This window comes from Acidihalobacter prosperus (genome assembly GCF_000754095.2).
GTDB classification, from domain to species: Bacteria; Pseudomonadota; Gammaproteobacteria; order DSM-5130; family Acidihalobacteraceae; genus Acidihalobacter; species Acidihalobacter prosperus.
This window is the reverse complement of record NZ_JQSG02000006.1, coordinates 149571-170374: the sequence shown is the minus strand read 5'-3', so window position 1 is coordinate 170374 and position 20804 is coordinate 149571. Positions and strand designations below refer to the sequence as shown.

Genomic DNA, 20804 nt, shown 5'->3' with positions numbered 1-20804 from the left:
CCAGGAGTCCATCATGAATCTTCCCGCCGCAGAGTTTGCCCGCCGCCGACGTCAACTGATGCGCCAGATCGGCGGGCGCGGCATCGCGATTCTGCCTGCGGCACCGGTCCGGCTGCGCAACCGGGATGCGGACTACCGCTATCGCCAGGATAGCGACTTCCTGTATCTGACCGGCTTCGCGGAACCGGAGGCCGTGGCGGTGCTGATTCCCGGCCGCCCACAGGGGGAATACATACTATTCTGCCGCGAGCGGGATCCTGCGCAGGAAACCTGGCATGGGCGCCGGGCCGGCCAGGCGGGTGCCGTCGAGTGCTACGGCGCCGACGACTCGTTTCCGATCGCCGATATCGACGACATCCTGCCAGGACTGCTGGAGAATCGAGACCGCGTGTTCTACAGCATGGGACGCGACGCCGTATTCGACCGGCAACTCATGGACTGGATCAACCGTCTGCGCGCGCAATCGCGCTCCGGCCGCCAGCCGCCCCACGAGTTCGTCTCGCTGGACTACCTGCTGCACGAAATGCGCCTTTTCAAATCGGCTGCCGAGCTCAAGCTGATGCGGCGGGCGGCGGAGATCGCCATCGAGGGGCATCGACGCATGATGGGTATGTGCCGGCCGGGCCTGCACGAATACGAGATCGAGGCCGAATTCATCTACACGGCGCGTCGGCACCGGGCCGAGTTGGCCTACCAGTCCATCGTCGGCGGCGGCGAAAACGGCTGCATCCTGCATTACGTGGACAACGATGCCCCTCTGCGCGACGGCGATCTGCTACTGATCGATGCCGGCGCCGAATATGCCGGCTATGCCAGCGACATCACGCGTACCTTCCCGGTCAACGGGCGTTTTTCGCCGGCTCAGCGCGAGCTGTACGAACTCGTGCTCGAAGCGCAGCGTGCGGCCATCAAGAAGACTCGGCCCGGCAATCACTGGAACGATCCCCACGCGGCTGCCGTGCGCGTGTTGACCCGCGGCCTGGTCGAGCTCGGTCTGCTCAAGGGCCAGGCGGCGAAACTCATCCGCGAAGGCGCCTACCAGCGTTTCTACATGCACCGCACCGGACATTGGCTCGGGCTCGACGTGCACGATGTCGGCGAATACAAGGTCGACGGGCAATGGCGGCTGCTGGAGCCGGGCATGGCACTTACCGTCGAGCCCGGCCTATACATATCGCCCGCGCGCGATGTCCCTAAGCGTTTCCATAACATCGGCATCCGTATCGAGGACGATGTGCTGATCACCGCAAAGGGTTGCGAGGTACTGACCGAGGCGATGCCCAAGGCGGTTGACGAGATCGAGGCGCTGGTCGGTAGCCTGGCGCCCGCCGCCACGGCGGCGCCGGCGCGACGGCGGGCATGAATCCGGATTTCGACATTCTGGTCGTCGGTGGCGGCATGGTCGGCGCCAGCCTCGGCGTTGCCCTGGCCGCCCCGGGTCGCAGGATCGGCATTCTCGAGGCGCGGCCCTACGGTTCGCCAGGGCAGCCGAGCTACGACGATCGCAGCACGGCGCTCGCGCTCGGTTCCCGTCATCTGCTGGAACGCCTCGATGTTTGGCCGGCGCTGCAGGCGGAGGCGGCGCCGATCGCCCATATTCATGTCAGCGACCGCGGGCGGTTCGGCGCGGCGCATATCGATGCCGCCGAACAGGGTGTGCGTGCGCTCGGTTACGTCGCGCCCAATCGTGCGATCGGCGCGGCACTGCTGCCGAGGCTGCAGCAGGCCGAAGGGGTCGAGCTGCTGGCGCCGGCGAGGGTGGCCGACCTCCTGCAGCCGCAGGGCGACGATGACCGTGTCGAGGTCCGGCTGGTGGACGCGGTGCCGGCCCAGCGCCTGCGTGCGCGTCTGGTGATCGCAGCCGACGGTACCGCTTCGCCGATGCGCGAACGGGCGGGCATCCCGGTCGAGACCCGTGCCTACGGGCAGGTGGCTTTGATCGCCAACGTCAGCGTTTCGCGGCCGCGTGCCGGCTGGGCCTACGAGCGCTTTACGGCGGACGGGCCGCTGGCGATGCTGCCGATGGGCGGTGCGCGCTACTCGCTGGTGTGGACCCATCGCGAGGTGGATGCCGAGGCGGCGCTGGCGCTCGATGACGGGTGTTTCCTGGCCGCATTGCAGCAGCACTTTGGCTGGCGCCTGGGGCGTATCGAGGCCGTCGGGCAGCGCGCGTCCTACCCCTTGGGGCTGACCCGGGCGCTGGAAACCTCGCGCGGGCGCGTGGCGCTCGCCGGCAATGCGCTGCATACCCTCCATCCCGTGGCGGGGCAGGGGTTCAACCTAGCGTTGCGCGATGTGGAGGCGCTTGCCCGGGCGCTGGAGGGGGCCGCGGATCCGGGAGCGCCGGGCGTGCTGGCGCGGTATGCGCGCATGCGCGAAGGCGACATGCGTACCGTGGTCAGCCTTACCGACGCGATGGTGCGCCTGTTCTCCGGGCAGCGCCCATTGCCGGGATTTCTGCGCAGCCTGGGGCTGGTCGCCGCCGATTGCCTGCCCGACCTCAACCGGCTGCTGGCGCGCCAGCACATGGGCCTGTACGGGGCCGTCGCACCCACGCGGCCGCCTGCCGGTGCGGAGCTGGGGGCATGAGCGTCGAGCATTACGAGGTCGTGGTCATCGGCGGCGGTATGGTCGGCACCGCGCTCGCCCGGGCGCTCGGTCGTCAGGGACGTCGCGTGGCGCTTGTCGAAGCGCATGCGCCGCGCCCCTGGCGCGGCGACGAACCCTACGATCTGCGCGTATCGGCGATCAACCGCGCCTCGCAACGGCTGTTCGAGCAGCTTGATGCCTGGCGCGCCATGCTCGAACGGCGTGTCAGCCCCTATCGGCGCATGCACGTCTGGGACGCTGGCGGCACGGGTGCGATCACCTTCGATGCGGCCGAAATCGGTGAACCGGATCTCGGCCACATCATCGAAAACCGGGTCATCCAGGAAGCGTTGGGCGATGCCCTCGAAGGCGTGACCGAATACTGCCCGGCAGCTCTCGAATCGATGACGGTCGACGCGGCGCGGGTGCGGCTGATGCTGGCCGACGGACGCGAATTGAGCGCGGCGCTAGTGGTGGGCGCGGACGGCGCGCGGTCGCGGGTGCGTTCGCTGGCCGGCATCGAACGCGAGGAGCGTCCTTACGGCCAAAAGGCAATCGTGGCGACCCTGATGACCGAGCGGCCACACCAGGCTACCGCCTGGCAACGGTTTCTGGCGACCGGCCCGGTCGCCCTGCTGCCCCTGGCCGACGGCAGCAGTTCGTTGGTCTGGTCCGCGGACAGCGAGGTGGCGGATCGCCTGATGGCGCTTTCCGACGACGATTTCCGGCTCGAACTCGGGCGCGCGACGGCGCTGCGCCTGGGTTGCGTCGCGCGAATCGGTCCGCGCGCCGCGTTCCCTCTGGTCGGTAGCCGCGTGCGCCCCTATGTCCGCCCGCGCATCGCGCTGGTCGGCGATGCGGCGCACACCATCCATCCGCTTGCGGGACAGGGGGTGAATCTGGGGTTCATGGATGTGGCCGTGCTGGCCGAGCGGCTGGCGGATACGCGCCGCGATATCGGCAGCCTGAGGGTGTTGCGCGCCTACGAGCGTGCCCGCCGCGCCGAGAACGAGGGCGCGATGCGGGTCATGGAGGGCTTCAAGCAGATATTCGGCAGCCGACTTCCCGGGCTGGGCTGGCTACGCGGGCAGGGGTTGGCGCTCGCGGGCGGCTTGCCGCCGCTCAAGCGCCGCCTTGCCGCGCGTGCCCTGCTGGGCGGCGGTCCGCCCAGCAGGGCCGATCGGGTCTAGGCGCCGCCGATCTCAGTGTGCGTGGCCGCCCGGGCCGTGCACATGGCCGTGCGACAGCTCTTCCTCGGTGGCATCGCGCACGTCGACCACGGTGACGTCGAAGTTGAGCGGCATGCCTGCCAGCGGGTGGTTGGCGTCGATGGTGACGTCGTCGCCGTCCACCGAAACGATGCGCACGACCTGCATGCTGCCATCGTTCGCCTGGGCGTGGAATTCCATGCCGACCTCAAGCGTGTCCACACCCTCGAACATGGAGCGGTCGATCGCCTGGATCAGGCCTTCGTGGTGCGGTCCGTAGGCGTCGTCGGGTTCGACGTGAACATTGATCACATCGCCGGCACTCTTGCCCTCGAGCGCGGCTTCCAGGCCGGGGATGATGTTGCGCGCGCCATGGAGGTAGGCCATGGGTTCGCCCCCGCGGGAGCTGTCGATCACCTCGCCGGCGTCATCGGTCAAGGTGTAGTCGATGGTGACGACGGTGTTGTTGCTGATTTGCATCGATGCGGTCTCTGGACATGTATGTCCTTGCGAGTTTACGTGATGCGTGGCGGCCTGCACAGCGCGCGGGCCGTGCGGGGCCGCCTCAGCCACCCAACAGATGCTTGATTTCGTCGATGTCCTGCTGCGCATCGTCCAGGAACTCGCGCATGCGCTCGGGCGTGGAAGGTGCGAGGCCGAGCCGAGCGAACGCGGGGACCTCATCCAGGGGCGGGCGCGTGTCGCGCACGCCCTGTTGCGCGGGCAGCATCAGCTGCGCCGCGACCACGAGATCCGCGTAATCGGGTTCCGATCCCGAACCGCGTTTCCAGTCTTCGGCGCATTGGATGACCGCCTGCAGGTCGCTGTTGAGCTGCCAGTGATCGACGATCAGCATGCCCACCGGCACGCGCAGGTTGACGATCGCGGATTCGAGACGCTCGGCATCGCCCAGCAGGCCGTAGCGTTCGGCGTGCTGGAGAATGGGAATGGCGCCGATGTCGTGCAGTAGCCCGGCGAGCATGGCGTGGCTGGGTTCGAGCGCGGGTGCGCAGCGCTCGGCCAGGGTCTGACAGAGCGCAGACACGTGTACGCTATGTTCCCATAGCGCGTGCATGCGCTGACGGACGGCGGCCTGCTTGGTGTGGAAGACGGTCGTCAGCGCGAGGCTGATCGCTAGCGACCGTGTCGTCTCCAGACCCAGCCGGACCACCGCGTCCGGCAGCGTGGTCGCCGGCTGGGCGCCGTGCCGTGCCGCGGTATTGGCCGCACGCAGAACGCCGGCGGCGACCGCAGGATCGATCTGCACGATTTTGGCGATGTCCTTGAGGCTGATCTCCGGGCGCAGCGTGGCATCGCGGATGCGCAGCGCCACCTCGGGCATGCTGGGCAGTTCCAGATTGCCGCTGTTCAGCGAGCGCAGAATGTGCGCGAGCAGAGTGCCTTCCTCTTCGCTGATCGGCGTGTCCTCGACCTGGTAATCGCCCTCGCGCTGTTCGCGCAGGATGATCTCGAACAGCCGACGGTCGAGACGCAGCAGACGGCAGGCGCTCTGCGCGACCGCCGACCCGGGGCGCTCGTCGCTGAACAAGGGGCGTTTGGCGCGCGGCGTGCCGCTGGCGATGGATTCCTGTCCGTTGGGGCGTTTGATGGCCAGCTGGCCGTCGAGCAGGTAGATCAGCCAGCGGTCGCTGCCGGCCCCGTCCAGCGACTGGCGGGGCTTGAGCGAGACGATCTGACCCTTCTCCGCCAATCGGTTGCGGTTCTCCGGGCTGAGTTCGGCGATGGGGATCAGGTCGTCGATTTCTTCGAGCAGGATAGGCATGGGGTCGCTTCTTGATATCAGAAGGCAATCATCGGTTATCCGGGGGCTGCTGCCAAGGGTGTCAGGGGCGCAGGCAGGCTTGCGGGCGTTCCCGGCGGTCGATCAGCGCGTGTGCCAGCAGCCACTCGCGGGCCTCGGCCGCATCGTGCAGAAACCATTGGCGCGTGCTGCCAAGGCGAAAGCTGTAGCCCCAGGCGTCCATGTCGCGCATCAGCCGTGCACGCCCGACGCCAGGCAGTTCGTCCGCCAGCAGTATCTGTAGGTAGCACACCGCGCATTCCTCGGTGTCCGTGCCGCCGGCATCGGTGTGCAAATGCCGGCGTCGGGGCGTATCCATGCAGATCACGTGCGCGAATTCGTGCAACAGGGAGTGCACCGGCGTGTCGTTGCGCACCAGCACGGTGTCGCCGACCAGCCCGGCCTCGGGCGCGCCCCAGTAACTGCCGGGGATGTCGGCATCATCCGGAAGCCATTGCAGATGCAGGCCGTAGCGGCCAAGCAGAAGGCCTGGGGCGTCGGGCGCGAGCATGCCGACGGTCAGGCAGCCTTGCAGCGCCTCGGTCGCGTTCATGCGAGACGACTGCCGGACGCGGCGGGCAGCGCGCGCCGGCTGCCGGATGGGCGCAGCCGTTCCGGGCAGGCGTCGGGGTTGGCCGCGCACCAGTCCCGGGCCATGTCGGCAAAGCGCGTGACGCGAGTGTCCAGGTAGAAGCGGGCCTGCGCCCATCCGGCGATCGGCGGCACGGCATTGGCCTCCACGACCGCGGCTTTCATCGCCGCCAGGATGACCGCAGCCGCCTGCCGACGTTCGAGGTCGGCTATCCGCTGCCAGGCGGCGGGGACGAAGTACAATTTGACCAGGTCGGGGCGCAGGGTGAGCAGCATGCGGAGCACGTTTCGGAGTGCGCGATCGGCCTCGTCCCAGCCGTCGACGAGATCGGATTCGATGAGATTGAGGATTTCCTCGCGTCCCTTGGGTGTCAGCATGGATGCCTGCAGCGTCGCGTGTGGGTAGACTAGCCGGCGGCCGCCGGTGCGGTCGGTACCGACAGTTTCACGGGAGTATGCAAGCTTATGCAAGCGATCCGGGGACGGATGATCATCAACGTGATGCGGGGCTGCCTGAGCGAAGTGTCCGCGACGCTCAAGTCCTTGCGGGCGCAGTTGGCCGAACGCGACGAGGGCGACGCCCTGCGCAACGGCCTGCTGTTTTCGCTGGACATGAATCTGGCCGCGATCCACCTGTTGGGTATCCGGTTGATGGAAGCGGAATCGGCCGGTGAGGTGACGTTGAGCGGCGCCGAGCGGGTCGTGCTGGGGATGGCCGGCAGTTTCATGGCCGAACCGGTGGCCCGGCTGATCGACGATGCGCTCGAGGGTTTTGCGGTGCCGGACGAACGGGTCGGTCGAGAGCTGGGGCGGGCCGCGCCGGGCGGTCGGCTGCAGTAGGGTCTCAGGCGCTTCTGGAGGCCCATTCGACTGGCGTGTAGGCCTTGATGGTCAGTGCATGTATGGCGCCGCTGGCGATGTGCTCGTTGACGGTGGCGAATACGAGCTGATGCTCCTTCACCGGGCTCAGTCCGTCGAACGCGTCGCTGACGACGATGGCTTCGAATTTGCTTCCGTCGCCGCTGACCATGGCCTGGCAACCGGGGATGCCCTGTTCGATCAGTGTCTTGACGTGTTCCGGGGTCATGTCGTCCTCGTCGGATGGGCGGGCGGCAAAGCTTACACCAGTTCCTTCCGGACGCAAGCGCCCCCGCTTACCAACGGGTTTTGTCCCAGCGTTCGGGGTGGGCCCAGAAACGGGCATTGAGCCAATCGGGCGTGCGCTTGTAATCGTAGAGATCGAAATGATAGAGCGCGAGCCGGCCTGCTGCGCGCGGATAGACACCCACGGCACGCAGCCCGAGGGCGGCCATGTCGGGCGCCGGCCATGTATCGGCATCGACCAGGCAATAAAGCGTGTCGGCGTGGATGTCCCGCAGTGCGGCGATCAGGCGCTCTCCGGCCGTGCGTGACAGCGTTTCGAGGCTCCCGGCAATCAGTACGAGGGGGTAGCGCCGAGGCGGCGGGTGGTCGAGCAGCCTCCGGGCGTCGGCGCATGGCCGGATGCCGCTTGCAGCCAAGCGCCGGCTCAGCGGATGGTCGGCGGGCGCGATCAGCAGCAACGCGTCGGCAGGGTGTGTCGAGGCGAGTCTTTCAAGGTCCGCGAGAGGGTCGGACATCGGTGGTGCTCCTGCGAGGGGCTGGGGATGCATGCGAGCGCTTCAGGTATACTCGCGCCGGACACGACTGACTGTCAGGGGAGCCGCCATAATGCAGAAAAAGGTAGACGATCTCGTCCAGTTTCTCAGCGAACATGGGCTGTGCGCCTCCTTGACGACGAAGGAGGTCGAGAAAATACTCGAATTCACCGAGGAGGTGTATTTCGACCGTGGCCAGGTGGTCATGGAGATCGGCGACGTCGGCGAGGCGTTGTTCTTCGTGGTCGAGGGCGAAATCGTGCTGCTCTACGATACCGGCACGATGGAAACCGAGGTCGGGCGGCGGCGTCAGGGCGAACTGATGGGCGAGATGTCGTTTTTCGACCGCAAGCCGCGGCTAACCCGCATGCGCGCCACGCGCAACCAGACTCGACTGCTCAAACTGTCGCGGCCGATGTACGAGCGCATGCGCGTCGAGCAGCCCTTCATCACCGTCAATTTCCTCGAATACGCCATCGTCAGCCTCGACCACCTGATCCGCGAGATGAGTACCGACGTGGCCGTGCTGACCGACTACTACTTCGCTCCCGGCAAGAAGTAGCCGCAGGCCCCGGATCAGGCGGGTACGAGGCTGGCCTGCCCCTGGCTGATGCGAACGATGAGGCGGCCTTCGATAACCGCGCGCAGCGTGTGACCGACCACGTGCGCGCGCCAGCCCTGCATGACCGGCAGATCGTGGTCTCCGCCGGCCAGACGCTCCAGCTCGCGACGGGTGGCCAGCAGCGCCGGCGCGATATCCTGGCGTCCCGCCTCCAGGCGCAGGGCAGCCATCAGCAGATCGCTCAACGCCTCTTGCTCGGGGGTCAGCACCAGGCGTTCGTCCAGCGCCGGCCATTCCGATTCGGGCCGCGCGACGGCCAGCGCCACGATTTCCAACAGGGCCTCGCCGTGGCGGGCGACGACCGTCTCCGGCAGCCCTCTGATCTGCTGCAGCGCCGGACGGGACGCCGGTGCCCGCCGGGCGATGTCGAGCAGCGGTTCGTCGGCGAGTATCCAGCGGCGCGGGCGGTCTGAATCCATCGCCTGACGTTCGCGCCAGGCGGCCAGCGCCCGGGCGATGCTCAGTTGCACGCCCTGCAGATGGTTGACGCCCTTGAGCCGTCGCCACGCATCCTCGGGATCGGTGACGTAAGTGGCTGGCTCGCCCAGACGGCGGAAATCGTCATCCAGCCAGCTCAGGCGGCCGCGCGCGACAAGGGCGGAATGCTGCATGGCGTAGAGCTCGCCCAGATAGCGTACGTCGTCGGCCGCATAGTGGATCTGCGCCGGATCCAGCGGGCGCTGCGACCAGTCGGTGCGTGCATGCCCTTTCTCGAGCGTCACGTCCAGGGTCTCGGCCACCAGCCTGCCGTAGCCGATCTGTTCACCGTGACCGAGGAGTGCGGCTGCGATCTGGGTGTCGAATACCGGTGCCGGTATTTCGTCCCAGAGCTGATAGAGGATCTCCAGATCCTGGCGCGCGGCATGCAATACCTTGACGACGCCGGGGGCGCGGAACAGCGGGCGCAGCGGGTCGAGATCCGGCAGCGCCAGCGGGTCGATGCAGGCCACGATGCCGGGCGCCGCGATCTGGATCAGGCACAGGCGGGCGCGATAGGTCTTCTCGCGCAGGAACTCGGTGTCGACTGCCAGCCAAGGCGTATCGTTCAGGCGCTCTGCCAGCGTCGCCAGCGCGTCGGGTGTGTCGACGTAAAGATCCTGCTCGTTGGGTACCCGCTGGGCGACGGCGCTGTCCATGGCCCTCAACCCTGTTGCGTCTTCGCGAAGGCGGCCTGCTGCTCGGAGCTGGCCTCGCGTTGGTAGCGTGCCTTCCACTCGGCATAGGGCATGCCGTAGATGATTTCCCGTGCGGCCTCGTAATCGACATCCTGCCCGTGCTCGACGGCCGCGGCGCTGTACCATTTGGACAGGCAGTTGCGGCAGAAGCCGGCAAGGTTCATCAGATCGATGTTCTGCACGTCGGTTCGTTCGCGCAGGTGTTCGACGAGACGCCGGAAGGCGGCGGCCTCGATCTCGGTGCGGGTCTGTTCGTCCATGGTTTGCTCCTGGAGAAAGGCGTTCAGCCGGTAAGGTGCAGACGCCGGCGGATGTGGCGCAGCAGCAGAAAGATCAGCGGCCACAGCAGCATGCTGGTGAGTACGGGAATCCAGTACGCGCGCTGGTCGGGCGCGTGCCCGGTGATGCCGTATACCCAAAGCAGCAGTATGCGGTAGACCACCAGCATGAGGCCGACGGCGATCGACTGCTGCCACAAGGGATAGACGCGAACGCGCTGGTGGGTGCGGATGCTCAGGTAGGCGACGACGGTGAGCGCCAGGGCGTGCTGGCCGAGCAGGGAGCCGGTGAGGACGTCGAGCAGCAGCCCCGTGACCCACGCGGTACCCAGGCCGACGCGTCGCGGCAGTGCCATGCTCCAGTAGATGATCGCCATGGCCACCCATTCGGGACGGGTGGCGGTCAATGCCGCCGGCATGGCGATCACGCTCAGGCTGAGGGCAATGACGAGCGTGAGCAGAATGCCCAGATTGCGCCTGACCGGAGTGGTCATTTGTGTTTTCCGTGCCGTTCGGGAGTCGCGGGCTCGGTTTCCGCCGCATCCGGTTTGTGCGCCGGGTGGTACCAGAGCAGCAGGACTTCCCGGTGACGGTCCAGTTGGGCGGTCGGCCGGCACAGGACCTTGGCGAACGGGTCGCCCGGCTCGCGGCGAACCTGAGTCACCTGGCACACGGGGTAGTGCGGGGGAAAGCGTTCGCCGAGTCCGGAGGTGCTGAGCAGGTCGCCAACGCGAATATCGGCGTTGACGGGTGCGCTGCGCACGTCCAGGGCGTCGGGCTGACCGGTGCCGATGGCCAGGAGGCGCAAGCCGCTGCGGGTGTCGATCACCGGCACCGCGCTGCTCGGATCGGCGATCAGCAGCACCTGCGCGTTGAACGGCCCGACCTGTATCACCTGCCCCATCAGACCAGTGGCGTCGATGACCGGCTGGCCGCGGTAGACGCCGTTGCGGCTACCCTGGTTGATCAGCTCGCGCTGGCTGTACGGATCCAGGTCGATCGACACGAGACGGGCAATCTTGACCTTTTCGTTGGCGTGCTCGGAGGCATTGAGCAACTGGCGCAGGTGAGCGTTCTCGCTGGCCAGTGCCTGGAATTTCTGCAGCTTGGCCTCCAGCAGCAGATTGTCGCGACGCAGTCGGCGGTTGCTCTCGATGAGCTGGGTATGGCTGCTGAAGGCTTCACCCAGCCAATGGCCGGCACGATTGGGCAGGCTGGCCAGTATCTGCAGCGGGTAGACGACGTATTCCAGCGTGCTGCGCGCCTCGCGCAGCGCCGCAAGGCGCTGGTCGGCGGTCATCAGGGCGACGGACAGCGCGATCAGCAGCACCAGCTTGAGGTGCTGCGTGGGGCCCAGGTTGAACAGTGGCTGCTTGATGCCTGGCGCTCCCCGTCTGCAGGCTTGTCGGCGCGATTACTCGACTGCGAGGAAATCCGCGCCGTGCTCGTCGATCATCTCCAGCACGCGCCCGCCGCCGCGCGCCACGCAGGTCAGGGGGTCGTCGGCGATGACCACCGGCGCACCGGTTTCTTCCATGATCAGGCGGTCGAGGTCGTGCAGCAGCGCGCCGCCGCCGGTCAGCACGATGCCGCGTTCGGCGACGTCGGCGCCGAGTTCGGGCGGGGTCTGCTCAAGCGCCGTCTTGACCGCGCCGACGATGCCGAACAGGGGCTCCTGCAGCGCCTCGAGGATCTCGTTGCTGTTGAGCGTGAAGCTGCGCGGCACGCCCTCGGCGAGATTGCGGCCCTTGATCTCGATTTCGCGCAGTTCGCGGCCGGGGTAGGCGGAGCCGATCTCGAACTTGATGCGCTCGGCGGTGGCTTCGCCGATCAGCATGCCGTAGTTGCGACGCACGTAGTTGACGATGGCCTCGTCGAACTTGTCGCCGCCGATGCGCACCGAGGCGGAATACACGATGCCGTTAAGCGACAGCACGGCAACCTCGGAGGTACCGCCGCCGATGTCGAGCACCATCGCGCCCTTGGGTTCGTCCACCGGGATGCCGGCGCCGATGGCCGCGGCCATCGGTTCCTCGATCAGGAACACCTTGCGCGCGCCGGCACCCGAGACCGATTCGCGGATCGCGCGGCGTTCGACCTGGGTGGCGCCGCAGGGCACGCAGACCACCACGCGGGGGCTGGGCCGGAACCAGCGGTTCTGATGCACCTTCTTGATGAAGTACTGCAGCATCTTCTCGGTGGTGGTGAAGTCGGCGATGACGCCGTCCTTCAGCGGGCGGATGGCGGTGATGTTGGCCGGCGTGCGGCCCAGCATCTTCTTCGCGTCCGTGCCCACGGCCTCGACCGAGCGCATGCCGCCGTTGCGGTCCTGGCGGATGGCGACCACGGAGGGTTCGTTGAGCACAATGCCCTTGCCGCGCATGTAGATGAGGGTATTGGCTGTGCCCAGGTCGATCGACAAATCGTTGGAAAGGAAACCGAACATTGCGTAGGCAGGATTTGGGATAGTGGCCGTGAGGCGGGATTGTGGAATCGCGGTACTCTATCAACAGGGTGGGTTTTGAGCAAGGCGGGTTTGTGGTAGTTTTCCAGCCCTTGCGCCCCGCATTTCAATTCGTTCACGAGGTTGGTCCACCATGTCCCTTGCTCCCGACGAGGTTCGGCGCATCGCACATCTTGCGCGTTTGGCGCTCGCCGCCGACGCCGTCGAGGCCTATGCGCACGACCTGTCCTCGATACTCGACTTCGTCGAGCAGCTCGAGGCCGCGCCCACCGAGGGCGTCGAACCGATGGCGCATCCGCAGGATGCGACCCAGCGCCTGCGCCCCGACGCGGTCACCGAGCCCGATGCCCGCGAGCGCTTCCAGGCCATCGCGCCGGCCGTCGAGGCGGGTCTGTACCTGGTGCCCAAGGTCATCGAGTAAGCCCGTAAACCCCACGGAATCCGCATGCACACGAAAACCATCGCAGCACTGTCCCGGGCGCTGGCCGCGGGCGAGATCAGCAGCGTCGAGCTGACGCGTCTGTACCTCGATCGCATCCGGCAACACCGCGACGGCCTCAACGCCGTCATCACCGTCACCGAGGAACAGGCGCTGGCCCAGGCCGCTGAGGCCGACGCACGCATCGCCGCCGGCACGGCCGGCCCGCTGACCGGCATCCCGCTGCTGCACAAGGACCTGTTCTGCACCGACGGCGTGCGCACCTCCTGCGGTTCGCGCATGCTCGACAACTTCGTCGCGCCGTACGACGCCACCGTGGTCGAGCGTCTGCGCGATGCCGGCATGGTGATGCTCGGCAAGGCCAACATGGACGAGTTCGCCATGGGGTCGTCGAACGAGAACAGCCATTACGGCCCCGCGCGCAACCCCTGGGACACCGACCGCATTCCGGGCGGTTCCTCGGGCGGTTCGGCCGCCGCCGTGGCCGCGCGCCTTGCGCCGGCGGCGACCGGTACCGACACCGGCGGCTCCATCCGCCAGCCCGCTTCGATGTGCGGCGTCACTGGCATCAAGCCGACCTACGGACGCGTGTCGCGCTGGGGCATGGTCGCCTTCGCCTCGAGCCTCGATCAGGCCGGCCCGTTCGCGGCCACCGCCGAGGACTGCGCGCTGCTGCTTGGCGCGATGGCCGGCTTCGATCCGCGCGACTCCACCTGCATCGACCGCCCGGTACCCGACTATGCGGCCGGTCTCGACGCCGATCTCGCGGGCCTGCGCATCGGCCTGCCCAAGGAGTATTTCGGCGAGGGGCTGGATACCGGCGTGGCGGCGGCGATCGAGGCCGCGGTCGAGGTGTTCCGCGGGCTCGGCGCCGAGGTGCGCGAAGTCAGCCTGCCGAACACGCATCTGGCGGTGCCGGCCTATTACGTGGTCGCGCCGGCGGAATGCTCGTCGAATCTGTCGCGCTTCGACGGCGTGCGCTTCGGCCACCGCTGCGAGAACCCGAAGGACCTTACCGATCTCTACGAGCGCTCGCGCGGCGAGGGCTTCGGCGACGAGGTCAAGCGGCGCATCATGGTCGGCACCTACGCACTTTCGGCCGGCTACTACGACGCCTACTACCTCAAGGCGCAGAAGGTGCGCCGGCTGATCAGCGAGGACTACCGCCGCGCCTTCGAATCGGTCGACCTGATTCTCGGCCCGACCAGCCCGAGCACGGCTTTTCGCATCGGCGAGAAGGTGGACGACCCGGTGAGCATGTATCTGTCCGACATCTACACCATCGCGGTGAATCTCGCCGGGCTCCCGGGCATGTCCGTACCCGCCGGCTTCGCCGACGGCCTGCCGGTGGGCCTGCAGATCGTGGGCAACTACTTCGAGGAAGGGCGCATGCTCAACGCGGCGCATCGCTTCCAGCAGGCCACCGACTGGCACACCCGTATCCCGCACGGCTTCGCATGAGCCGCAGACACCGCACTTTCAGGTAACGACGCTATGGAATGGGAAGTCGTCATCGGGCTGGAAATCCACGCCCAGCTCGCCACCCGCAGCAAGATCTTCTCCGGCGCGGCCACCGCCTATGGCGCGGCCCCCAACACCCAGGCCTGCGCCGTCGATCTCGGCCTGCCCGGCGTGCTGCCGGTGCTCAACGCCGAGGCGGTGCGCATGGCCGCCAAGTTCGGGCTCGCCATCGGCGCCAGCGTGGCCGAACGCTCGGTGTTCGCGCGCAAGAACTACTTCTACCCCGATCTGCCCAAGGGCTACCAGATCTCGCAATACGAACTGCCCGTGGTCAGCCGGGGGCAGGTCGAGATCGAGTTGGACGACGGCGAGACCAAGACCATCGGCGTGACCCGCGCGCACCTCGAGGAGGACGCCGGCAAGTCGCTGCACGAGGACTTCGCCAACGCCACCGGCATCGACCTCAACCGCGCCGGCACCCCGCTCTTGGAAATCGTCTCCGAACCGGACATGCGTTCGGCCAAGGAGGCGGTCGCCTACATGAAGAAGATCCACACCCTGGTGCGCTACCTCGGCATCTGCGACGGCAACATGCAGGAAGGTTCGTTTCGCTGCGACGCCAACGTCTCCGTGCGGCCCAAGGGTCAGCGCGAGTTCGGCACGCGCACCGAAACCAAGAACCTCAACTCCTTCCGCTACGTCGAGCGTGCGATCAACCACGAGATCGAGCGCCAGATCGACATCATCGAGGGGGGCGGTTCGGTGGTGCAGGAGACGCGCCTGTACGACCCGAACAAGGACGAGACGCGCTCCATGCGTTCCAAGGAAGAGGCGAACGACTACCGCTACTTCCCTGACCCGGACCTGCTGCCGCTGGTCATCGATCCCGCCTTCCTGGAATCCGTGCGCGAGGCGCTGCCCGAGCTGCCGGACGAGAAGAAGCACCGCTTCATGACCCATCACGGCCTGTCCGCCTACGATGCCGGCGTGCTCACCGCCAGCCGCGAACTGGCCGACTACTACGAGGCCGTGGTCCAGGCCTGCGGCGGCCATGCCAAGTTGGCGGCCAACTGGGTGATGGGCGATTTCTCCGCCTTCCTCAACAAGGACAACCGCGAGATTGCCGACAGCCCGGTCAGCGCGGCCATGCTCGGCGGCCTGCTGGCACGCATCGAGGACAACACCATCTCCGGCAAGATCGCGAAGGAAGTGTTCGAGGCGATGTGGGCCGGCGAAGGCGACGCCGACGCGGTGATCGAGGCGCGCGGGCTCAAGCAGATCACCGACACCTCGGCCATCGAGGCGATCATCGACGAGATCATCGCCGCCAACCCGGCGCAGGTGGAACAGTACCGCGGCGGCAAGGACAAGCTGTTCGGCTTTTTCGTCGGCCAGGCGATGAAGGCCACCCAGGGCAAGGCCAACCCGCAGCAGCTCAACGAGCTGCTCAAGCGCAAGCTGGCGGGCTGACCCCACATCACACGAGCGCCGCGCCGCCTAGCCGCGGCGCGGGAACGCCACGACCATGACCGAACGCGACAGCCTGCACCGATTCCTGATCGAGCGCACCCACGTGCGCGGCGAATGGGTCCACCTCGACGCCACCTGGCAGGCGCTGCGCGAGCGCGCCGAGTATCCCGAGGCCGTGAGCGACCTGCTCGGCCAGGCGCTGGCCGCCACCGCGCTGCTCTCGGCGACCATCAAGTTCAGCGGTTCGCTGACCCTGCAGATCAAGGGCGACGGGCACGTGCCCATGCTGGTGACCCAGGCGCAGGTCGGCCGCGCGCGCAGCGGCGAGGCCGAGGGCCACGGGCGGCGCACGCTGCGCGGACTGGCGCACTGGCAGGGCGAACCGGTTCCCGGCCCGCTGGAATCGCTGTGCGGGCGCGGTCATCTCGCACTGACCATCGACCCGGGCCAGGGCGGCGAGCGCTACCAGGGCATCGTCGCGCTGGAGGGCGCAGGCCTCGGCGATGCGCTGCGCGACTATTTCGATCGCTCCGAGCAGCTGCCCACGCGCCTGTGGCTGGCGGCCGGGGAGCACGGCGTGGCCGGGCTGCTGCTGCAGGCGCTGCCCGGCGATGTGCCGGATGCCGATGCCTGGGAACGCACCGTGGCCCTGGCCGAGACCGTCACCGCCGAGGAGCTGCTGAGTCTGCCGGTGGAGGATCTGCTGCATCGGCTGTACCATGAGGAGGACGTGCGCCTGTTCGAGCGCGAGCCGGTCGGTTTCCACTGCAGCTGCTCACGCGAGCGCGTGGTCGGGATGCTGCGCGGGCTGGGTCGGGAGGAGGTCGAGGACATCCTCGCCGAACAGGGGCGGGTCGACGTCGACTGCGAATTCTGCGGTGCGCACTACGGCTTCGACGCGGTCGACGCGGCGGCGATCTTCTCGGCCGCAGGCCAACCGCCGGTACCGCGCACCGAGCACTGAGCGCCGGCGTCAGTCGGCGGCGTGCCGGCTCCCGCACACCGGGCACTGCGGATCGCGCCGCAGCCGGATGCTGCGCCATTCCATCCTCAGGCCGTCGAGCAGCAGCACCCTGCCGCACAGGCTTTCGCCGACGTCGGCAAGCAGCTTGAGCGCCTCCACGGCCTGGAGGGTGCCGATCATGCCGACCACGGGCGCGAGGATGCCGCGGTTGCTGCAGGTGTCGTCCTCGTCCGTGCCCTCGGGGTACAGGCAGCGATAGCAGGGGCTGTCCTCGCGCCGCGGGTCGAACACGCTGACCTGTCCGTCGAAGCGGATGGCGGCGCCGGACACCAGCGGGGTGCCGGTCTCCACGCATAGCCGGTTGAGCAGGTCGCGGGCCTCGAAGTTGTCGGTGCAGTCGAGCACCACGTCCACCGCCCCGATTTCCGCCCGCAGGGCCTCCTCGGACAGGCGCTCACGCAGCCGGCGTATCTGTATTTCCGGGTTGAGGGCGAGCGCCGCGTCGGCCGCCGAGTCCGCCTTGGCGCGGCCGATGTCGGCCGTGCGGTGGGCGATCTGGCGCTGCAGGTTGGAACCGTCGACGGTGTCGAAGTCGGCAAGCGAGAGACGGCCGACCCCGGCGGCGGCGAGATACAGCGCGGCCGGCGAACCCAGCCCGCCGAGCCCGACCACGAGCGCGCTCGATTCGAGCAGCTGCAGCTGGCCGGGATAGCCGAGCTCCTTGAGCATGATGTGGCGGCTGTAGCGCAGCAGCTGGTCGTCGTCCATCTCTTGGCATGCAGGCGTGGTCGGGCCGTCGATGCTACACCGGCGGCAGGCGGCGGGTCACGCCGGGCGACGCGCCTCGCTGACCCGTTCGCGGTTTTCCAGGTCGCGCAGCGTGGCCACCTCGACCAGGCCGGCATCCTCGAGCAGCGCCCGCACCGCCGCGCCCTGGTCGAAGCCGTGTTCCAGCAGCAGCCAGCCGCCCGGACGCAGCCTGGACGGCGCGTCGGCGACGATCCGCCGGATCGCGTCGAGCCCGTCAGGCCCCGAGGCGAGCGCCTCGGGCGGTTCGGCCGGCAGGTCGCCGCGCGTCAGATGGGGATCGCCCTCGGCGATATACGGCGGGTTGGACACGATCAGGTCGTAGCGTGCGTCCGCCGGCAGCGCGTCCAGCCAGTCGCCGGCGCGGAACTCGACCGGCAGGTTCAGACGCCGGGCGTTGCCGCGGGCGATCTCGAGCGCCGTCTCCGAGCGGTCGGTGGCGACGATGCGCGCGTCCGGGCGCTCGCTTGCCAGCGCCAGCGCGATCGCCCCGGAGCCGGTGCCGAGGTCCGCGAGGCACGGCGGGTGTCCCGCAGGCAGGCGGCTCAGCGCCTGCTCGACCAGTCGCTCGGTCTCCGGGCGGGGGATCAGCGCGCCGGGTGCGACGTGCAGGCGCAAGGACCAGAATTCGCGTTCCCCGGTGAGATAGGCGAGCGGCGTGCCGCGCAGGCGCCTTGCGATCAGGTCCTCGAAGGCGGTTCGCGCGTCGCCGCAGAGGGTGCGTTCGGGCCAGGCGTGCAGATGGCTGCGGTCGCGTCCGAGCGCATGCGCCAGCAGCAGTTCGGCCTCGAGCCGCGGGCTGTCCGCGATGGATGCGAGCCTGCGGGCGGCATCGGCGAGGGCCGCGTCGTAGCGGACGCCCGGCGCCACCTCAGTCGTCCAGGCCGAGCGCGGTGAGTTGGTCCGCCTGGTATTCGCTGATCAAAGGCTCGATCACCTCGTCGAGCTGGCCGGCGATGATGTCGTCCAGCTTGTACAGGGTCAGGTTGATGCGGTGATCGGTGACCCGGCCCTGCGGGAAGTTGTAGGTGCGGATGCGCTCGGAGCGGTCGCCGCTGCCGATCAGGCTCTTGCGCGTGGCGGCCTGTTCCGCGGCCTGCTTGCTGCGTTCGCCTTCCAGCAGCCGCGCGGCGAGCAGGCTCATCGCGCGGGCGCGGTTCTTGTGCTGCGAGCGCTCGTCCTGGCATTCGACCACGATGCCGCTGGGCAGGTGGGTGATGCGGATGGCCGAGTCGGTCTTGTTGACGTGCTGCCCGCCGGCCCCGGAGGCGCGGAAGGTGTCGACGCGCAGGTCGGCGGGATTGATCTCCTGGGCCTCGACCTCGTCGACCTCGGGCATCACGGCCACGGTGGCCGCCGAGGTGTGGATGCGGCCCTGGGATTCGGTCGCCGGCACGCGCTGCACGCGATGGGCGCCCGACTCGAACTTGAGCCGCGAATACACGCCCTGGCCGATGATGCGCGCGATGATCTCCTTGTAGCCGCCGTGCTCGCCCTCGTGTTCGCTCAGCGCCTCGACCCGCCAGCCGTGCGATTCCGCGTAACGCAGGTACATGCGATAGAGGTCGCCGGCGAACAAGGCCGCCTCGTCGCCGCCGGTACCGGCACGGATTTCCAGGAAGCAGTTGCTGGTGTCGTAGGGGTCGACGGGTATCAGATGCAGCTTGAGCTGCTGTTCGAGCGTCTCGACGCGCTGTTCGGCGGCGGCGATTTCCTCGCGTGCCATTTCGCGCATCGCGGGGTCGGGCTCGTCGAGCAGGGTGCGTGCGGCCTCGAGATCGTCCTGGGCGGCATGGAAGCGGCGGTAGTCGGCCACCAGCGGCTCGAGCTGGGCATACTCGATGGACAGTTGGCGAAATCGGTCCTGCGCCTGGATGGTTTCCGGGTCCGCGAGCAGGGCGGCGATCTCGGCGTGACGCTCGGTCAGCGCCTGCAGTTTCTGGTCGATGCTGGGTTTCACGGTTTCGGCTTGTCGTTGAGCAGGCGCGGCAGCTTGAGCAGCTCGCAGGCGGCGCCGATCAATTCGGTGCGACCGTCGCGCGCGGCCTGGTGCAGGCTGGTGGTGGGTTCATGGGTCAGCTTGTTGGTCAGGGTTTCGGCGAGGAATTCCAGCACTTCCTCGGGTGGTCGACCCTGGCCGAGCTGGCGGCGGGCCTTGGCCAGCACGTCCTGGCGCGCGCGTTCGGCGCGGTCGCGGTAGCCGCGGATCAGCTCCACCGCGTCCTGGGCGCGCAGCCAGCCCATGAAGTGCTCGGTCTGCACGTCGACGATGCTTTCGGCCTCGGTGGCGGCCTCCTGGCGCGAGGCGAGGTTCTGCGCAACGACTTCCTGCAGGTCGTCCACCGTGTAGAGGTAGACGTCGTTGAGTTCGCCTACCTCGCTTTCGATGTCGCGCGGCACCGCGAGGTCGACCATGAACACCGGTTTGCGCCGCCGCTGGCGGATGGCGCGTTCGACCGCGCCCTTGCCGAGTATGGGCACCGGGCTGGCGGTGGAGGCGATGACGATGTCGGCCTCGTGCAGCACCTGGCCGATGTCGGACAGGGTGATGGCGCGCGCCTCGAACTCGCGGGCCAGCGCTTCCGCGCGCTCCGGTGTGCGGTTGGCCACGGTCAGCTCGCGGATGCCGACGCCGCGCAGATGACGAGCGACCAGTTCGATGGTCTCGCCCGCACCGATGAGCAGCGCGCGCTGTTCGCCGATGTCGCCGAAAATCTGCCGGGCCAGCGTGACCGCGGCGAAGGCGACCGACACCGCGCTGCTGCCGATGGCGGTGTCCGTGCGCACGTGCTTGGCCACCGCGAAGGCATGTTGGAACAGCCGGCGCAGCAGTTTGCCCAGCGTGCCCTGTGCGGCGGCGGCGCTGTAGGCGGTCTTGAGCTGGCCGAGAATCTGCGGCTCGCCGATGACCAGCGAATCCAGGCCGCTGGCCACGCGAATGGCGTGGCGCACCGCCTCGGTATCGGAGAATTCATAGATGAAGGGCCGCAGGGCGCCGCCGTCGAGGTGGTGGTATTCGCCCAACCAGCGCACGAGTTCGGCTTCGTGGCGCGGGTCATGCACGCTGCAATATAGTTCGGTGCGATTGCAGGTCGAGAGGATGGCGGCCTCGTCGAGGCCGGGCAGGCGCGCCAGGTCTCGCAGCGCGTCGCTCATCTGCTCGGGGGCGAAGACCACCTTCTCGCGCACACTGACGGGTGCTGTCTTGTGATTGACCCCGATCGTGATGAGCGACATAGATGCTGGTTGCTTGGGCGAACAAAAAATTCTGCTGGATGCATCAGTCTATTACAAGCGC

At 68.0% G+C, this 20804-nt stretch carries 24 protein-coding genes; 9 read left to right on the top strand and 15 right to left on the bottom strand.

Features of this window, described 5'->3' with window-relative positions; translation table 11 throughout:
- Nucleotides 1-13: 13 nt before the first annotated feature.
- From pepP to THPRO_RS11485, 3 genes are read left to right on the top strand one after another with little or no spacing between them, the layout of a single operon-like run.
- Complete coding sequence (gene pepP / locus THPRO_RS11495; RefSeq protein ID WP_038091806.1) at nt 14-1363, top strand: Xaa-Pro aminopeptidase; 1350 nt, start codon at nt 14-16, stop codon at nt 1361-1363.
- Nucleotides 1360-2589, top strand: coding sequence for a 2-octaprenyl-6-methoxyphenyl hydroxylase (gene ubiH, locus THPRO_RS11490; RefSeq protein ID WP_065089668.1), 1230 nt, complete (start codon nt 1360-1362; stop codon nt 2587-2589). Before pepP ends, ubiH begins: the two co-directional genes overlap by 4 nt.
- Nucleotides 2586-3779, top strand: coding sequence for a UbiH/UbiF/VisC/COQ6 family ubiquinone biosynthesis hydroxylase (locus THPRO_RS11485; protein ID WP_065089667.1), 1194 nt, complete (start codon nt 2586-2588; stop codon nt 3777-3779). The genes ubiH and THPRO_RS11485 overlap by 4 nt, the downstream gene beginning before the upstream one ends.
- Before the next feature lie 12 nt (nt 3780-3791).
- Here THPRO_RS11485 and THPRO_RS11480 read toward each other — a convergent pair whose 3' ends face one another.
- From THPRO_RS11480 to THPRO_RS11465, 4 genes are all read right to left on the bottom strand, one after another.
- Nucleotides 3792-4277, bottom strand: coding sequence for an FKBP-type peptidyl-prolyl cis-trans isomerase (locus THPRO_RS11480; protein ID WP_038091803.1), 486 nt, complete (start codon nt 4275-4277; stop codon nt 3792-3794).
- A gap of 85 nt (nt 4278-4362) precedes the next feature.
- Nucleotides 4363-5580 carry an HDOD domain-containing protein gene (locus THPRO_RS11475; protein ID WP_038091800.1) on the bottom strand — a complete coding sequence of 406 codons (1218 nt, stop codon included), beginning with the start codon at nt 5578-5580 and terminating at the stop codon, nt 4363-4365.
- Between the two features lie 61 nt (nt 5581-5641).
- On the bottom strand, nt 5642-6109 hold the full coding sequence (locus tag THPRO_RS11470; protein WP_038091886.1) for a hypothetical protein: 468 nt from the start codon (nt 6107-6109) through the stop codon (nt 5642-5644).
- A 38-nt stretch (nt 6110-6147) separates the two neighbouring features.
- Nucleotides 6148-6567, bottom strand: coding sequence for a hypothetical protein (locus THPRO_RS11465; RefSeq protein ID WP_038091797.1), 420 nt, complete (start codon nt 6565-6567; stop codon nt 6148-6150).
- 87 nt (nt 6568-6654) lie between these two features.
- On the opposite strand from THPRO_RS11465, the gene THPRO_RS11460 reads away from it, so the two are divergent.
- A complete protein-coding gene (locus THPRO_RS11460; protein WP_145930847.1) occupies nt 6655-7029 on the top strand; it encodes a hypothetical protein in 375 nt (124 codons plus the stop codon).
- 4 nt (nt 7030-7033) lie between these two features.
- On the opposite strand, the gene THPRO_RS11455 is transcribed toward THPRO_RS11460, so the two are convergent.
- Together THPRO_RS11455 and THPRO_RS11450 are read right to left on the bottom strand one after the other, a co-directional pair.
- Nucleotides 7034-7276, bottom strand: a complete 243-nt coding sequence (locus THPRO_RS11455; RefSeq protein WP_038091791.1) for a BolA family protein — start codon at nt 7274-7276, stop codon at nt 7034-7036.
- Between the two features lie 67 nt (nt 7277-7343).
- Nucleotides 7344-7808, bottom strand: a complete 465-nt coding sequence (locus THPRO_RS11450) for a DUF6231 family protein (protein ID WP_052064541.1) — start codon at nt 7806-7808, stop codon at nt 7344-7346.
- A gap of 91 nt (nt 7809-7899) precedes the next feature.
- Between THPRO_RS11450 and THPRO_RS11445 the strand changes: the two genes are divergently transcribed.
- Entirely contained in the window at nt 7900-8388 is a 489-nt protein-coding gene (locus THPRO_RS11445; RefSeq protein WP_038091790.1) for a Crp/Fnr family transcriptional regulator, read from the top strand.
- 14 nt (nt 8389-8402) lie between these two features.
- Here the strand turns inward: THPRO_RS11445 and rnd are convergent, their stop codons facing one another.
- Genes rnd through THPRO_RS11420 form a run of 5 tightly spaced genes read right to left on the bottom strand, consistent with a single transcriptional unit; the run spans nt 8403 to nt 12347 of the window.
- Nucleotides 8403-9584, bottom strand: coding sequence for a ribonuclease D (rnd, locus tag THPRO_RS11440; protein ID WP_052064540.1), 1182 nt, complete (start codon nt 9582-9584; stop codon nt 8403-8405).
- A 5-nt stretch (nt 9585-9589) separates the two neighbouring features.
- Nucleotides 9590-9883 (bottom strand): DUF1244 domain-containing protein, encoded by a 294-nt coding sequence (locus THPRO_RS11435; RefSeq protein WP_038091789.1) that lies wholly within the window; start codon nt 9881-9883, stop codon nt 9590-9592.
- Nucleotides 9884-9906: 23 nt separating this feature from the next.
- On the bottom strand, nt 9907-10395 hold the full coding sequence (gene mreD / locus THPRO_RS11430; protein ID WP_038091787.1) for a rod shape-determining protein MreD: 489 nt from the start codon (nt 10393-10395) through the stop codon (nt 9907-9909).
- Nucleotides 10392-11258, bottom strand: a complete 867-nt coding sequence (gene mreC / locus THPRO_RS11425) for a rod shape-determining protein MreC (protein WP_269085380.1) — start codon at nt 11256-11258, stop codon at nt 10392-10394. The genes mreD and mreC overlap by 4 nt, the downstream gene beginning before the upstream one ends.
- Before the next feature lie 57 nt (nt 11259-11315).
- A complete protein-coding gene (locus THPRO_RS11420) occupies nt 11316-12347 on the bottom strand; it encodes a rod shape-determining protein (protein WP_038091785.1) in 1032 nt (343 codons plus the stop codon).
- Between the two features lie 151 nt (nt 12348-12498).
- Here THPRO_RS11420 and gatC point away from each other — a divergent pair, with 151 nt between their 5' ends.
- Genes gatC through hslO form a run of 4 tightly spaced genes read left to right on the top strand, consistent with a single transcriptional unit; the run spans nt 12499 to nt 16699 of the window.
- Nucleotides 12499-12786: an Asp-tRNA(Asn)/Glu-tRNA(Gln) amidotransferase subunit GatC gene (gene gatC, locus THPRO_RS11415; RefSeq protein WP_038091783.1), complete on the top strand. Its 288-nt coding sequence runs from the start codon at nt 12499-12501 to the stop codon at nt 12784-12786.
- A gap of 24 nt (nt 12787-12810) precedes the next feature.
- A complete protein-coding gene (gene gatA / locus THPRO_RS11410; protein WP_065089666.1) occupies nt 12811-14265 on the top strand; it encodes an Asp-tRNA(Asn)/Glu-tRNA(Gln) amidotransferase subunit GatA in 1455 nt (484 codons plus the stop codon).
- Between the two features lie 33 nt (nt 14266-14298).
- Nucleotides 14299-15735 (top strand): Asp-tRNA(Asn)/Glu-tRNA(Gln) amidotransferase subunit GatB, encoded by a 1437-nt coding sequence (gatB, locus tag THPRO_RS11405; protein ID WP_065089665.1) that lies wholly within the window; start codon nt 14299-14301, stop codon nt 15733-15735.
- Between the two features lie 55 nt (nt 15736-15790).
- Entirely contained in the window at nt 15791-16699 is a 909-nt protein-coding gene (hslO, locus tag THPRO_RS11400; protein ID WP_065089664.1) for an Hsp33 family molecular chaperone HslO, read from the top strand.
- Nucleotides 16700-16708: 9 nt separating this feature from the next.
- On the opposite strand, the gene THPRO_RS11395 is transcribed toward hslO, so the two are convergent.
- From THPRO_RS11395 to hemA, 4 genes are read right to left on the bottom strand one after another with little or no spacing between them, the layout of a single operon-like run.
- Nucleotides 16709-17467, bottom strand: coding sequence for a HesA/MoeB/ThiF family protein (locus tag THPRO_RS11395; protein WP_065089663.1), 759 nt, complete (start codon nt 17465-17467; stop codon nt 16709-16711).
- Between the two features lie 57 nt (nt 17468-17524).
- On the bottom strand, nt 17525-18376 hold the full coding sequence (prmC, locus tag THPRO_RS11390) for a peptide chain release factor N(5)-glutamine methyltransferase (RefSeq protein ID WP_038091781.1): 852 nt from the start codon (nt 18374-18376) through the stop codon (nt 17525-17527).
- A gap of 1 nt (nt 18377) precedes the next feature.
- A complete protein-coding gene (gene prfA, locus THPRO_RS11385) occupies nt 18378-19466 on the bottom strand; it encodes a peptide chain release factor 1 (protein ID WP_038091779.1) in 1089 nt (362 codons plus the stop codon).
- A complete protein-coding gene (gene hemA, locus THPRO_RS11380; protein ID WP_038091772.1) occupies nt 19463-20743 on the bottom strand; it encodes a glutamyl-tRNA reductase in 1281 nt (426 codons plus the stop codon). The genes prfA and hemA overlap by 4 nt, the downstream gene beginning before the upstream one ends.
- Nucleotides 20744-20804 lie beyond the last annotated feature (61 nt).

Bases quoted from the DNA above. Each gene is read 5' to 3' on its own strand.
- pepP (WP_038091806.1), top strand. From the start codon at position 14: ATGAATCTTCCCGCCGCAGAGTTTGCCCGCCGCCGACGTCAACTGATG.
- ubiH (WP_065089668.1), top strand. From the start codon at position 1,360: ATGAATCCGGATTTCGACATTCTGGTCGTCGGTGGCGGCATGGTCGGC.
- THPRO_RS11485 (WP_065089667.1), top strand. From the start codon at position 2,586: ATGAGCGTCGAGCATTACGAGGTCGTGGTCATCGGCGGCGGTATGGTC.
- THPRO_RS11480 (WP_038091803.1), bottom strand. From the start codon at position 4,277: ATGCAAATCAGCAACAACACCGTCGTCACCATCGACTACACCTTGACC.
- THPRO_RS11475 (WP_038091800.1), bottom strand. From the start codon at position 5,580: ATGCCTATCCTGCTCGAAGAAATCGACGACCTGATCCCCATCGCCGAA.
- THPRO_RS11470 (WP_038091886.1), bottom strand. From the start codon at position 6,109: ATGCTCGCGCCCGACGCCCCAGGCCTTCTGCTTGGCCGCTACGGCCTG.
- THPRO_RS11465 (WP_038091797.1), bottom strand. From the start codon at position 6,567: ATGCTGACACCCAAGGGACGCGAGGAAATCCTCAATCTCATCGAATCC.
- THPRO_RS11460 (WP_145930847.1), top strand. From the start codon at position 6,655: ATGCAAGCGATCCGGGGACGGATGATCATCAACGTGATGCGGGGCTGC.
- THPRO_RS11455 (WP_038091791.1), bottom strand. From the start codon at position 7,276: ATGACCCCGGAACACGTCAAGACACTGATCGAACAGGGCATCCCCGGT.
- THPRO_RS11450 (WP_052064541.1), bottom strand. From the start codon at position 7,808: ATGTCCGACCCTCTCGCGGACCTTGAAAGACTCGCCTCGACACACCCT.
- THPRO_RS11445 (WP_038091790.1), top strand. From the start codon at position 7,900: ATGCAGAAAAAGGTAGACGATCTCGTCCAGTTTCTCAGCGAACATGGG.
- rnd (WP_052064540.1), bottom strand. From the start codon at position 9,584: ATGGACAGCGCCGTCGCCCAGCGGGTACCCAACGAGCAGGATCTTTAC.
- THPRO_RS11435 (WP_038091789.1), bottom strand. From the start codon at position 9,883: ATGGACGAACAGACCCGCACCGAGATCGAGGCCGCCGCCTTCCGGCGT.
- mreD (WP_038091787.1), bottom strand. From the start codon at position 10,395: ATGACCACTCCGGTCAGGCGCAATCTGGGCATTCTGCTCACGCTCGTC.
- THPRO_RS11420 (WP_038091785.1), bottom strand. From the start codon at position 12,347: ATGTTCGGTTTCCTTTCCAACGATTTGTCGATCGACCTGGGCACAGCC.
- gatC (WP_038091783.1), top strand. From the start codon at position 12,499: ATGTCCCTTGCTCCCGACGAGGTTCGGCGCATCGCACATCTTGCGCGT.
- gatA (WP_065089666.1), top strand. From the start codon at position 12,811: ATGCACACGAAAACCATCGCAGCACTGTCCCGGGCGCTGGCCGCGGGC.
- gatB (WP_065089665.1), top strand. From the start codon at position 14,299: ATGGAATGGGAAGTCGTCATCGGGCTGGAAATCCACGCCCAGCTCGCC.
- hslO (WP_065089664.1), top strand. From the start codon at position 15,791: ATGACCGAACGCGACAGCCTGCACCGATTCCTGATCGAGCGCACCCAC.
- THPRO_RS11395 (WP_065089663.1), bottom strand. From the start codon at position 17,467: ATGGACGACGACCAGCTGCTGCGCTACAGCCGCCACATCATGCTCAAG.
- hemA (WP_038091772.1), bottom strand. From the start codon at position 20,743: ATGTCGCTCATCACGATCGGGGTCAATCACAAGACAGCACCCGTCAGT.